Annotated in this window: 14 protein-coding genes; 9 read left to right on the forward strand and 5 right to left on the reverse strand. The window is 65.1% G+C overall.

Translation table 11 applies throughout. The features are described 5' to 3' along the window. Nucleotides 1-198: 198 nt before the first annotated feature. From purE to EBBID32_RS18960, 7 genes are all read left to right on the forward strand, one after another. A complete protein-coding gene (gene purE, locus EBBID32_RS18930; RefSeq protein ID WP_037491879.1) occupies nucleotides 199-687 on the forward strand; it encodes a 5-(carboxyamino)imidazole ribonucleotide mutase in 489 nt (162 codons plus the stop codon). An 8-nt stretch (nucleotides 688-695) separates the two neighbouring features. Further along, entirely contained in the window at nucleotides 696-1,766 is a 1,071-nt protein-coding gene (locus tag EBBID32_RS18935; protein WP_006963889.1) for a 5-(carboxyamino)imidazole ribonucleotide synthase, read from the forward strand. Next, the gene (locus tag EBBID32_RS18940) at nucleotides 1,763-2,272 is read left to right on the forward strand and encodes a dihydrofolate reductase (protein WP_006963891.1); all 510 of its coding nucleotides are present in this window, start codon (nucleotides 1,763-1,765) and stop codon (nucleotides 2,270-2,272) included. Before EBBID32_RS18935 ends, EBBID32_RS18940 begins: the two co-directional genes overlap by 4 nt. A gap of 43 nt (nucleotides 2,273-2,315) precedes the next feature. Beyond that, nucleotides 2,316-3,257 carry a bifunctional riboflavin kinase/FAD synthetase gene (locus tag EBBID32_RS18945; protein ID WP_006963893.1) on the forward strand — a complete coding sequence of 314 codons (942 nt, stop codon included), beginning with the start codon at nucleotides 2,316-2,318 and terminating at the stop codon, nucleotides 3,255-3,257. Between the two features lie 126 nt (nucleotides 3,258-3,383). Next, nucleotides 3,384-6,305, forward strand: coding sequence for an isoleucine--tRNA ligase (gene ileS / locus EBBID32_RS18950; RefSeq protein WP_006963895.1), 2,922 nt, complete (start codon nucleotides 3,384-3,386; stop codon nucleotides 6,303-6,305). 143 nt (nucleotides 6,306-6,448) lie between these two features. After that, nucleotides 6,449-6,964, forward strand: a complete 516-nt coding sequence (lspA, locus tag EBBID32_RS18955) for a signal peptidase II (protein WP_006963897.1) — start codon at nucleotides 6,449-6,451, stop codon at nucleotides 6,962-6,964. Then, nucleotides 6,961-7,374: a DUF3035 domain-containing protein gene (locus EBBID32_RS18960; RefSeq protein ID WP_006963899.1), complete on the forward strand. Its 414-nt coding sequence runs from the start codon at nucleotides 6,961-6,963 to the stop codon at nucleotides 7,372-7,374. The genes lspA and EBBID32_RS18960 overlap by 4 nt, the downstream gene beginning before the upstream one ends. Nucleotides 7,375-7,628: 254 nt before the next feature. Here EBBID32_RS18960 and dxs read toward each other — a convergent pair whose 3' ends face one another. Genes dxs through EBBID32_RS18985 form a run of 5 tightly spaced genes read right to left on the reverse strand, consistent with a single transcriptional unit; the run spans nucleotide 7,629 to nucleotide 12,666 of the window. Next, nucleotides 7,629-9,557: a 1-deoxy-D-xylulose-5-phosphate synthase gene (gene dxs / locus EBBID32_RS18965; RefSeq protein WP_081628133.1), complete on the reverse strand. Its 1,929-nt coding sequence runs from the start codon at nucleotides 9,555-9,557 to the stop codon at nucleotides 7,629-7,631. 49 nt (nucleotides 9,558-9,606) lie between these two features. Continuing rightward, nucleotides 9,607-10,074 carry a Fur family transcriptional regulator gene (locus tag EBBID32_RS18970; RefSeq protein WP_006963903.1) on the reverse strand — a complete coding sequence of 156 codons (468 nt, stop codon included), beginning with the start codon at nucleotides 10,072-10,074 and terminating at the stop codon, nucleotides 9,607-9,609. Nucleotides 10,075-10,118: 44 nt separating this feature from the next. Continuing rightward, entirely contained in the window at nucleotides 10,119-10,445 is a 327-nt protein-coding gene (locus EBBID32_RS18975; protein WP_006963905.1) for a DUF423 domain-containing protein, read from the reverse strand. Then, nucleotides 10,442-12,244 (reverse strand): cation:proton antiporter domain-containing protein, encoded by a 1,803-nt coding sequence (locus EBBID32_RS18980; RefSeq protein ID WP_006963907.1) that lies wholly within the window; start codon nucleotides 12,242-12,244, stop codon nucleotides 10,442-10,444. Before EBBID32_RS18980 ends, EBBID32_RS18975 begins: the two co-directional genes overlap by 4 nt. Then, the gene (locus EBBID32_RS18985; RefSeq protein ID WP_006963909.1) at nucleotides 12,244-12,666 is read right to left on the reverse strand and encodes an iron-sulfur cluster assembly scaffold protein; all 423 of its coding nucleotides are present in this window, start codon (nucleotides 12,664-12,666) and stop codon (nucleotides 12,244-12,246) included. The genes EBBID32_RS18980 and EBBID32_RS18985 overlap by 1 nt, the downstream gene beginning before the upstream one ends. Before the next feature lie 224 nt (nucleotides 12,667-12,890). Here EBBID32_RS18985 and EBBID32_RS18990 point away from each other — a divergent pair, with 224 nt between their 5' ends. Both EBBID32_RS18990 and EBBID32_RS18995 read left to right on the forward strand, forming a co-directional pair. Further along, on the forward strand, nucleotides 12,891-13,340 hold the full coding sequence (locus EBBID32_RS18990; protein ID WP_006963911.1) for a YaiI/YqxD family protein: 450 nt from the start codon (nucleotides 12,891-12,893) through the stop codon (nucleotides 13,338-13,340). After that, a partial coding sequence (locus tag EBBID32_RS18995; protein ID WP_037491883.1) for an NAD(P)/FAD-dependent oxidoreductase occupies nucleotides 13,340-14,212 on the forward strand: 873 nt, incomplete at its 3' end. The genes EBBID32_RS18990 and EBBID32_RS18995, both read left to right, overlap by 1 nt.

The following is a 14,212-nucleotide window of genomic DNA, read 5'->3' on the forward strand; positions in this document are numbered from 1 at the left end:
GGGGAGGTGGATGGCCAAAGGCCAGACGGAGGGGTGTCCCGTCATCGATAGGGTGACACCCCTCCACCATCGCTACGCGATGGTCCCCCTCGCCTTAAAGGGGAGGATTTGCGGTTTGCCGAATGCGGACTCTGCCGCTAAGGGGCTTTGCTTTCCGGGCGGTACCGTGAAGGCCGCGCCATGAGGGGAAGCACGGGCATGAGCGGGGCAATCGAGGTCGGCATCATCATGGGCTCGCGGTCCGACTGGGACACGATGCGCCATGCGGCCGAAACGCTGGATGCGCTGGGCGTCGCCCATGAATGCAAGGTGGTGTCGGCGCACCGCACCCCGCAGCGGCTCTATGATTATGCCACCGGCGCTGTGGCACGCGGCCTGAAAGTCGTCATCGCGGGGGCGGGCGGCGCGGCGCATCTGCCGGGCATGTGCGCGTCGATGACGCGGCTGCCGGTGCTGGGCGTGCCGGTCGAATCGAAGGCTTTGAAGGGCATGGATTCGCTGCTGTCGATCGTCCAGATGCCCGGCGGCATCCCCGTGGCGACGCTGGCGATCGGCAAGCCCGGCGCGATCAATGCCGGGCTGCTGGCGGCCGCGATCCTGGCGACCCATGATCCTGCGCTGGCCGAGCGGCTGGACGCCTGGCGCGCGAAGCAGACCGATGCGGTCGCCGAAACGGTCGAGGACTGATCGGTCCCATGACGATTATCGCGCCCGGTTCGACCATCGGCATCCTTGGCGGCGGCCAGCTGGGCCGGATGATCGCCATTGCGGCCGCGCAACTGGGCTATCGCACCGCCATCTATGCGCCGGAGGAGAGCGGGCCAGCCGCCGACGTGTCGCCGCGCTGGACGCGGGGCAGCTATGATGACGTGGCGGCGCTGGCGGCCTTTGCCGACAGCGTCGATGTCGTCACCTATGAATTTGAGAATATCGACCCGGCGGCGGTCGAGATATTGGCGACGCACGGGCTGGTCCGCCCCGGTGCGCAGGCTTTGCGGGTGGCGCAGGACCGGCTGGCGGAAAAGCGGTTTGTCTGCGATCTGGGCGGGCTGACCGCGCCCTTTGCACCGGTCGAGGATCTGGAGGATCTGGAGGCGGCCATAGCGCAGGTCGGCAGCCGCGCGATCCTGAAAACCAACCGCATGGGCTATGACGGCAAGGGTCAGGCGCGGCTCAATGACCCGGGCGATGCGGTCGGCGCGTGGAATGCGATCGGGCGGCAGAGCGCGATCCTGGAAGGTTTCGTGACGTTCGCGGAGGAATTTTCGGTCATATTGGTGCGCGGCGCGGATGGGCAGGTGCGTTTCTGGGACAGCGCGGCCAATGTTCATGTCGGCGGCATCCTCGACACGTCGATCGTGCCGGCCGGGCCGCTGATCGAGGGGCAGGTGCCCGCTGCGCGCGCGCTGGCGCAAAAAATTGCCGACGCGCTGGATTATGTCGGCGTGCTGACCTGCGAATTTTTCGCCAGCGCCGATGGGCCGGTGTTCAACGAAATGGCCCCGCGTGTCCATAATAGCGGCCACGGCACGATCGAGGGCGCGCTGACCAGCCAGTTTGAAAATCACGTCCGCGCGATCTGTGGCCTGCCGCTGGGCGACACGGCGCTGGCCGCGCGCCGGGTGGAGATGTGCAACCTGATCGGCGACGACGCCCATGACTGGCAGGCGATCCTGTCCGACCCGGCCAACCATCTGCACCTTTATGGCAAGCATGAGGCGCGGCCGGGGCGCAAGATGGGGCATGTGACCCGGCTGAGCCTGTGAGCGCAGCGCACGAAACCAATGCTGTGACGGAGATCGTGCTGATCCTGGCCCGCGCCGACAATGGCGTGATTGGCCGGGATGGCGACCTGCCCTGGCGGCTGCCTGCGGACCTCAAGCGGTTCAAGGCGCTGACGCTGGGCCATCCGATGATCATGGGGCGCAAGACGTTCGACAGCCTGCCGGGTTTGCTGCCGGGCCGGCGCCATATCGTGCTGACCCGCGACCGGGCGTGGACGGGGGCCGGAGCGGAGGTGGCGCATGATGTGGCGGGCGCGCTGGCGCTGGCCGATGCGCCGGTTGTGATGGTGATTGGCGGGGCGGAAATCTATCGGCTGTTCCTGGACGCTGCGCATCGGATCGAACTGACGGAAGTGCATCTGGAGGCGGAGGGGGACGCCTGTATCGGCTATCCCGATCCGGCCGAGTGGGCGGAAATGGCGCGTGAGGATCATGCCGCGCTGGACGGACGGCCTGCTTACAGCTTCGTGACCCTGCGGCGCGCCTGATGCCGCATTGCCACGCCCCCTGCGCGCCCCTATAGGCCGCGCCATGGAGCGGCTGACGAGCGGCGCCCCGGTCCCGGCGCATTTGCGCGGGGCCATCATGGCGCTGGGCAATTTTGACGGGTTTCACGCCGGGCATCAGGCCGTGGTCGGCCATGCGGTCGATCGCGCGCGGGCGGAGGGGCGTCCGGTCATCGTCGCGACCTTCGATCCGCACCCGATGCGGCTGTTCCGGCCCGATACGCCGCATTTTCGCCTGACCACGCTGGACCAGCGCCAGGCATTGTTCGCCGCCGTCGGGGCGGATGCGATGATGGTATTCGCTTTCACCCCGGAACTGGCCGCGCTCGATCCGCAGGCCTTTGTGCGGCTTTTGGCGGTGGATATGGGCGTTGCCGGGGTGGTGACGGGGCAGGATTTCACCTTTGGCAAGGGGCGGGCCGGGTCGGTCGCCACTTTGGCCGAACTGGGTACGCAATGGGATATGTGGGCGCAGGCGGTGGCGCCGGTGGCCGATGCGGACGGGGCGGTCATTTCCTCCAGCCGCATCCGCGCGGCATTGCAGGCGGGCGATTGCGCCACCGCGACCCGGTTGCTGACCCGGCCCTTCACCATCGAGGGCGCGGTGCAGCATGGCGACAAGCTGGGACGGACGATCGGCTTTCCGACCGCCAATGTCGACATGGGCAGCTATCTGCGCCCGGCCTATGGCATTTATGCGGTGCGCGGGCGGTTGCCCGACGGGCGGGTGCTGGACGGGGCGGCGAATCTGGGTATCCGCCCGACCTTCGACCCGCCCAAGGAGTTGCTGGAGCCGCATTTCTTCGACTTTGCCGAGAGCCTGTACGATCAGGTCATCGCGGTCGAACTGATCGCCTTCCTGCGGCCGGAGGCGAAATATGACGGGCTGGACGCGCTGATGGCGCAGATTGCGCGCGACTGCACGCAAGCACGGCAAATCCTTGCGGGAACGCCTTACGTCGCTTAAGGCACCGGGCATATTTTTCTCACCCGTTTGGGCTGAGCCTGTCGAAGCCTCGTCCTTTTCTTCGGAAAACAAGTACGGCCCTTCGACAGGCTCAGGCCGAACGGATTTTGGTTGTTCTGGAACCCCATGACCGACGCACCTGACTATAAGTCCACCGTTTTCCTGCCCGTCACCGACTTTCCGATGAAGGCCGGCCTGGCGCAAAAGGAACCCGCGATTGCGGCCAAGTGGGAGGCGATGGGCCTGTATGACCGGCTGCGCGAGCGGCGCGCGGGGCGTGAGCGCTTCATCCTGCATGACGGCCCGCCCTACGCCAATGGCGACATCCATATGGGCCATGCGATGAACAAGGTGCTCAAGGACATCATCGTCCGCAGCCAATCCCTGCTGGGCAAGGATGCGCCCTATGTGCCGGGCTGGGACTGCCATGGCCTGCCGATCGAATGGAAGATCGAGGAGGAATATCGCAAGAAGAAGCTGAACAAGGACGAGGTGCCCGCGCAAGAGTTCCGCGCCCAGTGCCGCGCCTATGCCGACCGCTGGGTGGGCGTGCAGAAAGAGCAGTTCAAGCGTCTGGGCGTGATGGGCGACTGGGCCGATCCCTATCTGACGATGAAGTTTGACGCGGAAGCCACCATCGTTGGCGAGTTGCTGAAGTTCGCCGAGAGCGGCCAGCTCTATCGCGGGGCCAAGCCTGTGATGTGGTCCCCGGTCGAAAAGACCGCGCTGGCCGAGGCCGAGGTTGAGTATGAGGATGTGACGTCGACGCAGATCGACGTGGCGTTTGAGATTGTGGAAGCGCCGAACGCGCCGGAGCTGGTCGGCGCTTATGCGGTGATCTGGACGACGACGCCCTGGACGATCCCGGTGAATCAGGCGATCGCGTTTGGTGAGGGGATTGAGTATTTTCTGGCTGAGATCGTTCTCGCGCAAGAAACAGAAGTTCAACCGGGGCAGCCGGTTGCTGATTTAGAGCATGGCCGGAAAATTCTAATCGCGGCATCGCTATATTCGGCTTTCGAAGCGCGCACGGGCTTGCCGCTTTGGCAGGTGACGAATGATGATGGAGAACCCATTGTCATCAAAGGCACCGACCTCGCTGGCGCAATCGCCCGCCACCCGATGCACGCGCTCGGCGGCTTTTTCGCCAAGCCGCGTCCTTTCCTCCCCGCCGATCACGTTACCACCGACGCGGGCACCGGCCTTGTCCATATGGCGCCCGACCATGGCGAGGAGGATTTCATTGCGTGCAAGGCGCTGGGGATCGACCCGGTGTTTGCGGTCAATGATGCCGGCTTCTATCGCGACGATTGGGAGTGGTTGGGCGGCCAGGGCAGCGTCATCAATACCAAGTTCAATGGCGCGGACGGTCCGATCTGTAACGACCTGCGGGCCGCTGGCGCGCTGCTGTCGGCCAGCGAGTTTAGGCATAGCTATCCCCATAGCTGGCGGTCGAAGGCGCGGATCATTTATCGCTGCACGCCGCAATGGTTCATCCCGATGGACAAGCCGAGCGGGCAGGTGGCGGACTATCCGCTGCCGCCGCTGGAGCCGGTTACCGGCGCGCTCGCTGCAATCCTGCCGAGCAATGGCCCGACCCTGCGCGGCGTGGCGCTCGACGCGATCGCCAATACCCGCTGGGTGCCGGAACGGTCGCGCAACCGGATCAATGCGATGGTCAGCGACCGCCCCGACTGGGTGATCAGCCGCCAGCGCGCCTGGGGCGTGCCGATCGCGCTCTATGTCCATCGAAAGAGCGGGCAATATCTGGTTGATCCGGCGGTCAATGCCCGCATCATCGAAGCGTTCAAGGGCGCGGGGGCGGATGCCTGGTTCGGGGCGGATCATCAGGCGTTGCTGGGGCCGGACCATGACCTTGCCAACTATGAGGTCGTGACCGACATTCTCGACGTCTGGTTCGATTCCGGGTCGACCCACAGTTTCGTGGTGGAAGCCCGCTATGGCGAAGGCGCGCGCGCCGACCTGTATCTGGAAGGGTCGGACCAGCATCGCGGCTGGTTCCAGTCGTCCTTGCTCGAATCCAGCGGCACGCGCGGGCGCGCACCCTATGACGCGGTGCTGACCCACGGCTTCGCGCTCGACGGGACGGGCCGCAAAATGTCCAAGTCGCTGGGCAATGTGGTCGATCCGCTCAAGATCATGGGCGAAAGCGGCGCGGATATCTTGCGCGTCTGGGTCGCCAGCACCGACTATTTCGATGACGTGCGGATCGGCAAGGAAGTGCTGGCCGGATCGTCCGACGCCTATCGCAAATTGCGCAATACTTTCCGCTATATGCTCGGCGCTCTTGCCGATTATGATGAAGAGAGCGAGGCGGTGTCCTACGCCGAAATGCCGGAGCTGGAGCGTTATATGCTCCACCGGCTGGCGACGCTGGATGCGGAATTGCGCAGCGTCGTGGACAAGGCGGCAGGCAGCGACAATTGGCTGGAGTTCAGCCGCTATACCCGCGCATTGTTCGATTTCGCCAATAGCGACCTGTCGGCCTTCTTCTTCGACATCCGCAAGGATTGCCTCTATTGCGACGCGCCGACCGACGCCAAGCGTCGCGCCTATCGCACCCTGCTCGACACGCTGTTCCATGCGCTGATCCGCTATGCCGCGCCGATCATCCCCTTCACTGCCGAGGAAGTGTGGCAAAGCCGCTTCCCAAGTGACGAGGAAAGCGTGCATTTTCTGGAATGGCCGGAGATTGACCGCCACTGGATCAACGCCCATCTGGACGATAAATGGACCGAGTTGCGCAGCCAGCGCGAACAGGTGAATGAGGCGATCGAGCCGTTGCGGCGCGAGAAGATCGTGCGCTCCAGCCTGGAGGCCGATGTAACCATGGGACAGGTGCTGGCCGTGGGCGACGTGGATTTCGCCGAAGTCGCCATCGTCGCGCGCGTGACCATGGGCGAGGGCGACGGCATCAGCGTCCAGCCCAGCGACTGGCACAAATGCGGCCGCTGCTGGCGGTTGCTGCCCGAAGTCACCGAGGATGGCGCATTGTGCGACCGCTGCGATGATGTGGTGACGGCATAAGGGCTGTCGCAAAATCTCGTCATCCCGGACTTGATCCGGGATCCATTGGCGCAACCGTTGCGATGACGTTCGGAGCGTTGGGCGAATGGATCCTGAAACAAGTTCAGGATGACGTCATCTTATAAGGCTGACATAGCGTTCCGATGCCAACACCTATCAACCACCGCCCGCTGGGGCCGACCGTCGCGATCGTGACGCTGGCGCTCGACCAGTTGATCAAATATGCCGTCACCTATCCGCTGGCGCTGAAAAGCCGGGCGGAGACGGGCATCGAGATCCTGCCGATCTTCCGCCTGCGCTGGCTGGAAAATCGCGGGGTGTCGATGGGCTTTTTCCATGCCGATACCGACCTGATGCGCTGGGCGCTGGTGGGGATGACGATATTGATCGCGGGCTTCGTGGGCGTGTGGATGTGGCGCGAAAAGGCGCGGCAGGATGTCGCGGCGCTGGGGCTGGTGCTGGGCGGGGCGATCGGCAACATTGTTGACCGGATGCGGCTGGGCTATGTCATTGATTATGCGGACCTGCACTTTGGCGAATGGCGGCCCTTCCTGATTTTCAACCTGGCTGACGCAGCCATCACCATCGGCGTGCTGATCCTGCTTGCGCGCGCGTTGCTGCTGCGCGACAAGGGCGCAAATACGGAGACTTTGAAGTGAAGCTTAATCTGATCCTTGCCGCCGGTCTGCTGTCCACCCTGTCGGCCTGTGGCGGCGGCGGCGGCCTGTTCAACCGCGAACGGCCCGATGAATTTGCGGTTTCGCGTCAGGCGCCTTTGGTGATCCCGCCCGATTTCTCGCTGGTCCCGCCTGCCCCCGGCACGCCGTCTGCCAATGCGGTCGATTCGAGCAAGGCCGCGATGGAAGCGATGTTCGGTGGCCCGGCCCAGCGCAGCGCGACCGAAAGCGCGACACTGAACGCCGCCGGTCGCGCCAACGCAGCAGCGGGCATCCGCTCCACCGCTGGCGATCCGGGCACCGAAGTGGTCGATAAGGGCGCGACCACCCGCGACATTATCGCTGCGCCCGAAGGCGACGGGCAGGATGCACGGGCTGCGGTGCCGCAGTAAGGGGTAAGGGGAGGGGCCGATTGGCCCCTTTTTTGTGCGTGGTAGATATCGAGACATCCTCCCCTTGCAGGACAGGCTTATCGCATATGGAACTGTCCCCACCTTCATCGTCATGCTGAACTTGTTTCAGCATCCATTTCGCGTCTCCAGCGAAGGCTCTTGGGGCACGATGGATCCTGAAATAAATTCAGGATGACGTTGCAGGGATAACGAAAAGTCATATGCAATTCCCCTGACTTTGCAGGGGAGGATTTTTACGCCCGCGCTTCCGTTCCCACACTGTTATGCCGCAGCGCCGTCAGCACCGTGTCGATGATGGCGTCGGCGTCCAGCCTGGCGTCGGCATATTGTTTTTCGGGCTTGTCCTGATCCTGGAAGATGTCCGGCAGGCGCAGGGTGCGCAGTTTCAGGCCGTTGTCGATGAGGCCGAGGTCGCTGGCCAGCGTCAGCACATGCGCGCCCAGGCCGCCGATCGCGCCTTCCTCTATCGTCACCGCGACTTCATGGGTGGTGAGCAGGCGACGGATCATCGCTTCGTCGAGCGGCTTGGCGAAGCGCAGGTCGGCGACGGTGGTGGACAGGCCGCGCGCTTCCAGTGCTTCGGCGGCTTTGAGTGCTTCCTCCAGCCTTGTGCCGAGCGAGAGGATGGCGACCTGCCGCCCGTCGCGGACGATGCGGCCCTTGCCGATTTCGAGCCGTTCAGGGACCACCGGCATATCGACGCCGGTGCCGTTGCCGCGCGGATAGCGCAGCGCGATCGGGCCGCTGTCGTGGCAGGCGGCGGTATGGGTCATATGGACCAGTTCAGCCTCGTCCGCTGCCGCCATCACCACCATATTGGGCAGGGTGGCGAGATAGGTGACGTCGAAACTGCCCGCATGGGTGGAGCCGTCCGCGCCGACAAGGCCCGCGCGGTCGATGGCGAATCGGACGGGCAGATTCTGGATCGCGACGTCATGGACGACCTGATCATAGGCGCGTTGCAGGAAGGTCGAATAGATGGCGCAGAAAGGCCGCATCCCCTGCGCGGCAAGGCCCGCGGCGAAGGTGACGGCATGTTGTTCGGCGATGCCGACATCAAAGCAGCGGTCGGGGAAGGCGGTCGCGAATTTGTCGAGACCGGTGCCCGACGGCATGGCCGCGGTGATGGCGCAGACGGTCTGGTCGCGCTGCGCCTCGGCAATCAGCGCCTGGGCAAAGACGTTTGTGTAGCTGGGTGGTCCGGGCGGTGCCTTGGCCTGGGTGCCGGTGATGACGTCGAATTTCTGGACGCCATGATATTTGTCGTCGGCCGCTTCGGCGGGGCCATAGCCCTTGCCCTTTTGCGTGACGACATGGACCAGACATGGTCCTTCGGCGGCGTCGCGGACATTTTCCAGCACGGGGATCAGCTGGTCGAGATTATGGCCATCGACCGGGCCGACATAATAGAAGCCCAGTTCCTCGAACAAAGTGCCGCCCATGGCCATGCCGCGGGCAAATTCGTCGGTCTTGCGCGCGGCATTGTGGAGCGGGCGAGGGAGCTTGCGCGCCAGCCGCTTGGCCAGATCCCGCAGGCCCAGAAATTCGCGGCTCGACACCAGCCGCGCGAGATAGCCGGACAGGCCGCCGACCGGCGGCGCGATCGACATGTCATTGTCGTTCAGGATGACGATCAGGCGATTGCCTGCCGCCTGCGCATTGTTCATCGCCTCATAGGCCATGCCCGCCGACATGGCGCCGTCGCCGATGACGGCGATGCCCTTGCCGGGCTGATCCTGCATCTTGTTGGCGATGGCAAAGCCCAAAGCCGCGCTGATCGAGGTGGAGCTGTGCGCCGCGCCAAATGGGTCATATTCGGACTCGGCGCGCTTGGTGAAGCCCGACAGGCCGCCGCCCTGGCGCAGGGTGCGGATGCGGTCGCGCCGTCCGGTCAATATCTTGTGCGGATAGCATTGATGCCCCACGTCCCAGATCAGCTTGTCGCGGGGCGTGTCGAACACATAATGGATGGCGGTGGTGAGTTCCACGACGCCAAGCCCAGACCCCAGATGGCCGCCGGTCACGCCGACAGCGGCGATCACTTCCTGCCGCAGTTCGTCGGCAAGCTGGCAGAGTTGCTCTGGCTGGAGGGCGCGCAGGTCGGACGGCCAGATGACCTGGTCGAGCAACGGGGTTTCGGGACGATCGTTCATAAAAGGCATAGACTCGTCAGGGCGCTAGGCCGTTCCGTCGCGAAGCGCAACGATCCACTTATGCAGCGCATTTGGCGCATGTCCCCAAAATCTCGATCACCGGGCGTTCGGGCTTGAACCCCTCCTGCTCGGCGACGGCGCGGACCTGATTGGTGACCTTGTCATCATCGACATGGGTGGCCTGCTTGCAGGTGCGGCACACCAGGAAGATGCAGTCATGATGACAGCCGGGATGGGCGTTGGCGATATAGGCGTTGGCGCTTTCGACCCGCATAGCGATATTGTTGGTCACGAACAGGTCGAGGATGCGATAGACGCTGTTGGGCGCGACCCGCTTGCCGCGCGCTTTCGACACGGTATCGGCGATGTCATAGGCCGATGCAGGCTTTTCCTCCGCCGCCAGCGCATCGAAAATGGCCGCGCGCATGGGCGTCCATTGCTCGCTCTGCGCTTCCAGCGTGACGCGCGCGGCGTCGGCCAGCCGGGTGCCTGTGGGTTCGTGATGATGATGGTGATGGTCGGCCATGACGTCAATCTAGGCCGGGTCAGTGGCCGGGGCAAGGGCGCGCGTCAGCGTTGCCCGAAGGTCCATGCCGCCCAGAGCCAGCCGGCGATCATCAGCAGGCCGCCGATCGGCGTCACCGCGCCCAGCCATTTGGGTGCGCCCAGCGCCATGGCGTAGAGGGTAAGGGCGAAGATCGCCGCGCCTGTCAGCAACAGCGCCGCCGCGCCGCGCGCCACGCCCATGATCGCCAGCGCGGCGACGGCGTGGACCAGTTGGTAGAGGCCGCCGGTGCGCAGCCATTCCACGGCTTTGGGATCGGTGACGCCATGCGCGCCAAATGCCCCCGCGCAGATGGCGAGGGCGGCGGAAAGGGCGGCAACGATCGCGATCATGGCTTGTCTCCATCGCCACGGGTGAGCAGGCGCATCCCCCGGCCGGGGCGATACATCAGGTCTTTCGCGGCGATCAGGCTGCCATGTTCGATCTGAAGCGCGAGGCGCTGCTGGTCGTTGGCGCGATACTGGCGCTCGACTTCCTCGATTTCCTGCGGAGGAACGCCGAGTGCCTGCATCGCCTGCACGCCCATGCAGATGGCCGATTCATAGACTTCGCGGACGACGGCGGCGAGATCTATATCCTGCAGGGCCAGCAGCTGCTTCCGGTCGAACGCGCGGACCATCAGCGCCGCTTGCGGGAAAGCCTCGGCGATCGGCTGGAGCGTGCGGCTGTCGAGCGAGGGATCGTCGATGCAGAAGGCGATCAGGCGGGCTTCGTCCGCGCCCGCGCGGTGGAGCAGGTCGATGCGGGTGCCGTCGCCATAATAGACTTTGGTGTCGAACCGCTGCGACACCTCGATCTGGGCGGGCTTCTTGTCGATCGACACGACCGCAAAGCCATGGCCGATCAGCATTTGCGCGACGGTCTGGCCGAAGCGGCCATAGCCCACGATGATCGCGGTGCCGCGTGGCGCATTGTCCGGGCCGGGCAGATCAGCCCCTTCCTTTGGCGCGGCGAACTCGAAGCGGCGGGCAAACAGCATCAGGAAGGGCGTGGTCGCCATGGAGAAGGTGACGATGGCGCTGAACAGGCTGGCGGCTTCGGGCGCGATCAGCAGCGCGCCCTGCGCCTGGGCGAACAGGACGAAGCCGAATTCGCCGCCCTGGCTTAGCAGCAGGCCAGCGCCCAGCGCCGGTCGCCAGTCCATGCCGAACAGGCGGGCGAGACCCGCGATGATCGCAGCCTTGGTCGCGACCAGCATCAGCGCCATGCCGACGACGAACACCGGGTTGGCCGCGACGGTGTTGAGGTCCAGCACCATGCCGACCGCGAGGAAGAAGAGGCCGAGCAGGATCGAGCGGAAGGGTTCGACGTCGGCCTCTATCTCATGCCGGTAGGGCGAATCGGCGAGCATGACGCCCGCGACGAACGCGCCCAGCGCGGTCGACAGGTGCAGGCTGTGCATCAGGGCGGCGGCGGCCAGCACGGTGAACAGGCCGACGGTGACGAACAGCTCGCGCTCCCCGAACCGCCCGACGAGCGAGAGGAGCGGACGCAGGATGAAGCGGCCAGCAAGAACGAGGCCTGCAATCGCTGCGACGGTATAGGCGGCCGTCATCCATCCCGGTGGACCGCCCGCGTCGGCGGGATTGCGGGAGAGGGCGGCGACGATGGTGATGAGCGGGACGATCGAAAGATCCTGAAACAGCAGGATCGAGAATATTTTTTCACCAAAGGGCGAGTTGATGCGGCCGCTGGATTTGAGGCCCGGCAAGACCTGCGCGGTCGAGGAGAGGGCGAGCGGCAGGCCCAGCGCAATCGCCGCGCCCCAGGTGAAGCCGGTGAAATAGAAGATGATCGCAGTGAGGGCGCAGCCGCACAACACGACCTGCGCCATGCCGAGCGCGAAAATATCTTTCTTCAGGCGCCACAGACGGGCGGGATGGAGTTCCAGGCCGACGAGGAAGAGCAGCAGGACGATGCCGATTTCGGCAATGGCGAGCTTCGATTCGCCCCCGCCGACAAGGCCCAGTCCCTGCGGCCCGACCAGCGCGCCCGCGACGAGATAGCCCAGCACGGCACCCAGCCCGAAACGGCGGAAGAGGATGACGAACAGCAGCGCGGCGCCAAGCAGGATGACGCCATCGGACAGCAATATTTCGGTCGCGCTGACGGGAGCGGGCAGTGTCGGCATCAGGCGTCCGCCATCCGCGCGGCTTCGGCAATGGCTTCAAAGCCAAGGCGGATCGAGGCGTGGCGGGCGGGATAGCCGCGCGCAGGGGCCAGCACCGCAAGGCCGGGCCAGAAGTCGAGATCGTCGCTGGCGCCGGAGAGATAGGCGGTGAGCTTGTCGCGGGCGTCGGCCAGTTCGTCGGCGCTCATGCCGATCGCCTGGGCCGCCATCAGCGACGCGGATGCCTGTCCCAGCGCGCACGCCTTCACGTCCAGCCCGATGTCGGCCAGGCGACCGTCAGCCATCTGCACATCCACCGTCACGCGCGATCCGCAAGTGGGGGACCGCCGCTCGACGCTCGCCTGCGGGGCAGGCAGGCGGTGGTGGTGCGGGATGCTGGCGGCGAGCCGCAAAATATCTTTGTTGTACAGGGGGGCGCTCATTGCGTCCCATGTAGGACAGGATGGGTCCGGGGTGAAGGCGGGGAATATAAATTCCTCCCCCTGTGGGGGAGGTGGCTGGCCGCAGGCCAGACGGAGGTGTGCCGCGCTATCGAGAGGGCGACACCCCTCCGTCAGCACTTCGTGCTGCCACCTCCCCTTGGCAAGGGGAGGATTGGGTGGACGGGCCATTGTTTCGCGGCCACTCCCAGCTTATCGCGCCCTTTATGAAGATTCTGGTCGATGCCGATGCCTGTCCCGTGAAGGACGAGATTTACAAGGTCGCCTTTCGCCATGGCGTGCCGGTGACGATCGTGAGCAACAGCCCGATCCGTATCCCTGCGCATGAATTGCTCGCCAGGGTGGTGGTGAGCGACGGGTTCGATGCGGCCGACGACTGGATCGCCGAGCGGGCCGACGCGGGCGCGGTCTGCGTCACCGCCGACATATTGCTGGCGGACCGCTGCCTGAAAGCCGGGGCAGTGGTGATCGCGCCCAATGGCAAGCCGTTTACGCACAGTTCCATTGGCGCGGCGATTGCGACGCGGGCGATCATGGCGGATTTGCGCGCCGGGGGCGAGCAGATTGGCGGGCCGCCGCCATTCGGCAAGAATGACCGGTCGCGATTCCTCTCCGCGCTGGACGAGGCGCTGGTGCGTCTGAAGCGAGGCCGCTGATGGCCGACTGGGACGCCATCGTGCTGGGGGCTGGCGCGGCGGGGATGATGTGCGCGGCCGTTGCGGGTCAGCGGGGCAGGCGGGTGCTGCTGGTCGATCATGCCGACAGGCAAGGCAAGAAAATCCTGATATCGGGCGGCGGGCGGTGCAATTTCACCAATGTCGATACGGCGGCGGATCGTTACCTGTCGGCCAATCCGCATTTCGCCAAGTCGGCGCTGGGGCGGTATAGCGCGCAGGATTTCATCGCGCTGGTCGATAGCTATGGCATCGCCTGGCATGAAAAGACGCTGGGGCAGTTGTTCTGCGATGGGTCGGCCAGGCAGATCGTCGCGATGCTGGAGGAAGAGTGCGCCAAGGGCGGCGTGACCATGGCGCTGGGGCAGCCGGTGGCGGACGTGGCCCATGGCGACGGGCTGTATCGGGTGACGATCGGCGGGGTCGAGCATCGCGCGCCCGCGCTGGTGCTGGCGACCGGCGGGCCGTCCATTCCGAAGATGGGCGCGACAGGCTTTGCCTATGAGGTGGCGCGGCAATTCGGGCTGTCGATCATTCAGCCGCGTCCCGCTTTGGTGCCATTCACGCTGGGGACCGAGGAGGCGCTGTTTCAGGCATTGTCTGGCGTGTCGGCCGATGTTTCCGTGCGCTGGAACAAGGTGCGGTTTCGCGAAGCGGCCTTGTTCACCCATCGCGGCCTGTCGGGACCGGCGATGTTGCAGATTTCATCCTACTGGCAGCATCGCACGCCGATCCATGTCGATTTCCTGCCCGATCGCGGGGCCGAATGGCTGATCGAGGAAAAGCGCGATCGGCCCCGCGCCAGCCTGCGCAAGGTGGTGGCGCAGGCATTGACCGAGCGGCTGGCCGATGCG

It is taken from the genome of Sphingobium indicum BiD32 (genome assembly GCF_000382885.1).
Taxonomy (GTDB): Bacteria; Pseudomonadota; Alphaproteobacteria; order Sphingomonadales; family Sphingomonadaceae; genus Sphingobium; species Sphingobium japonicum_C.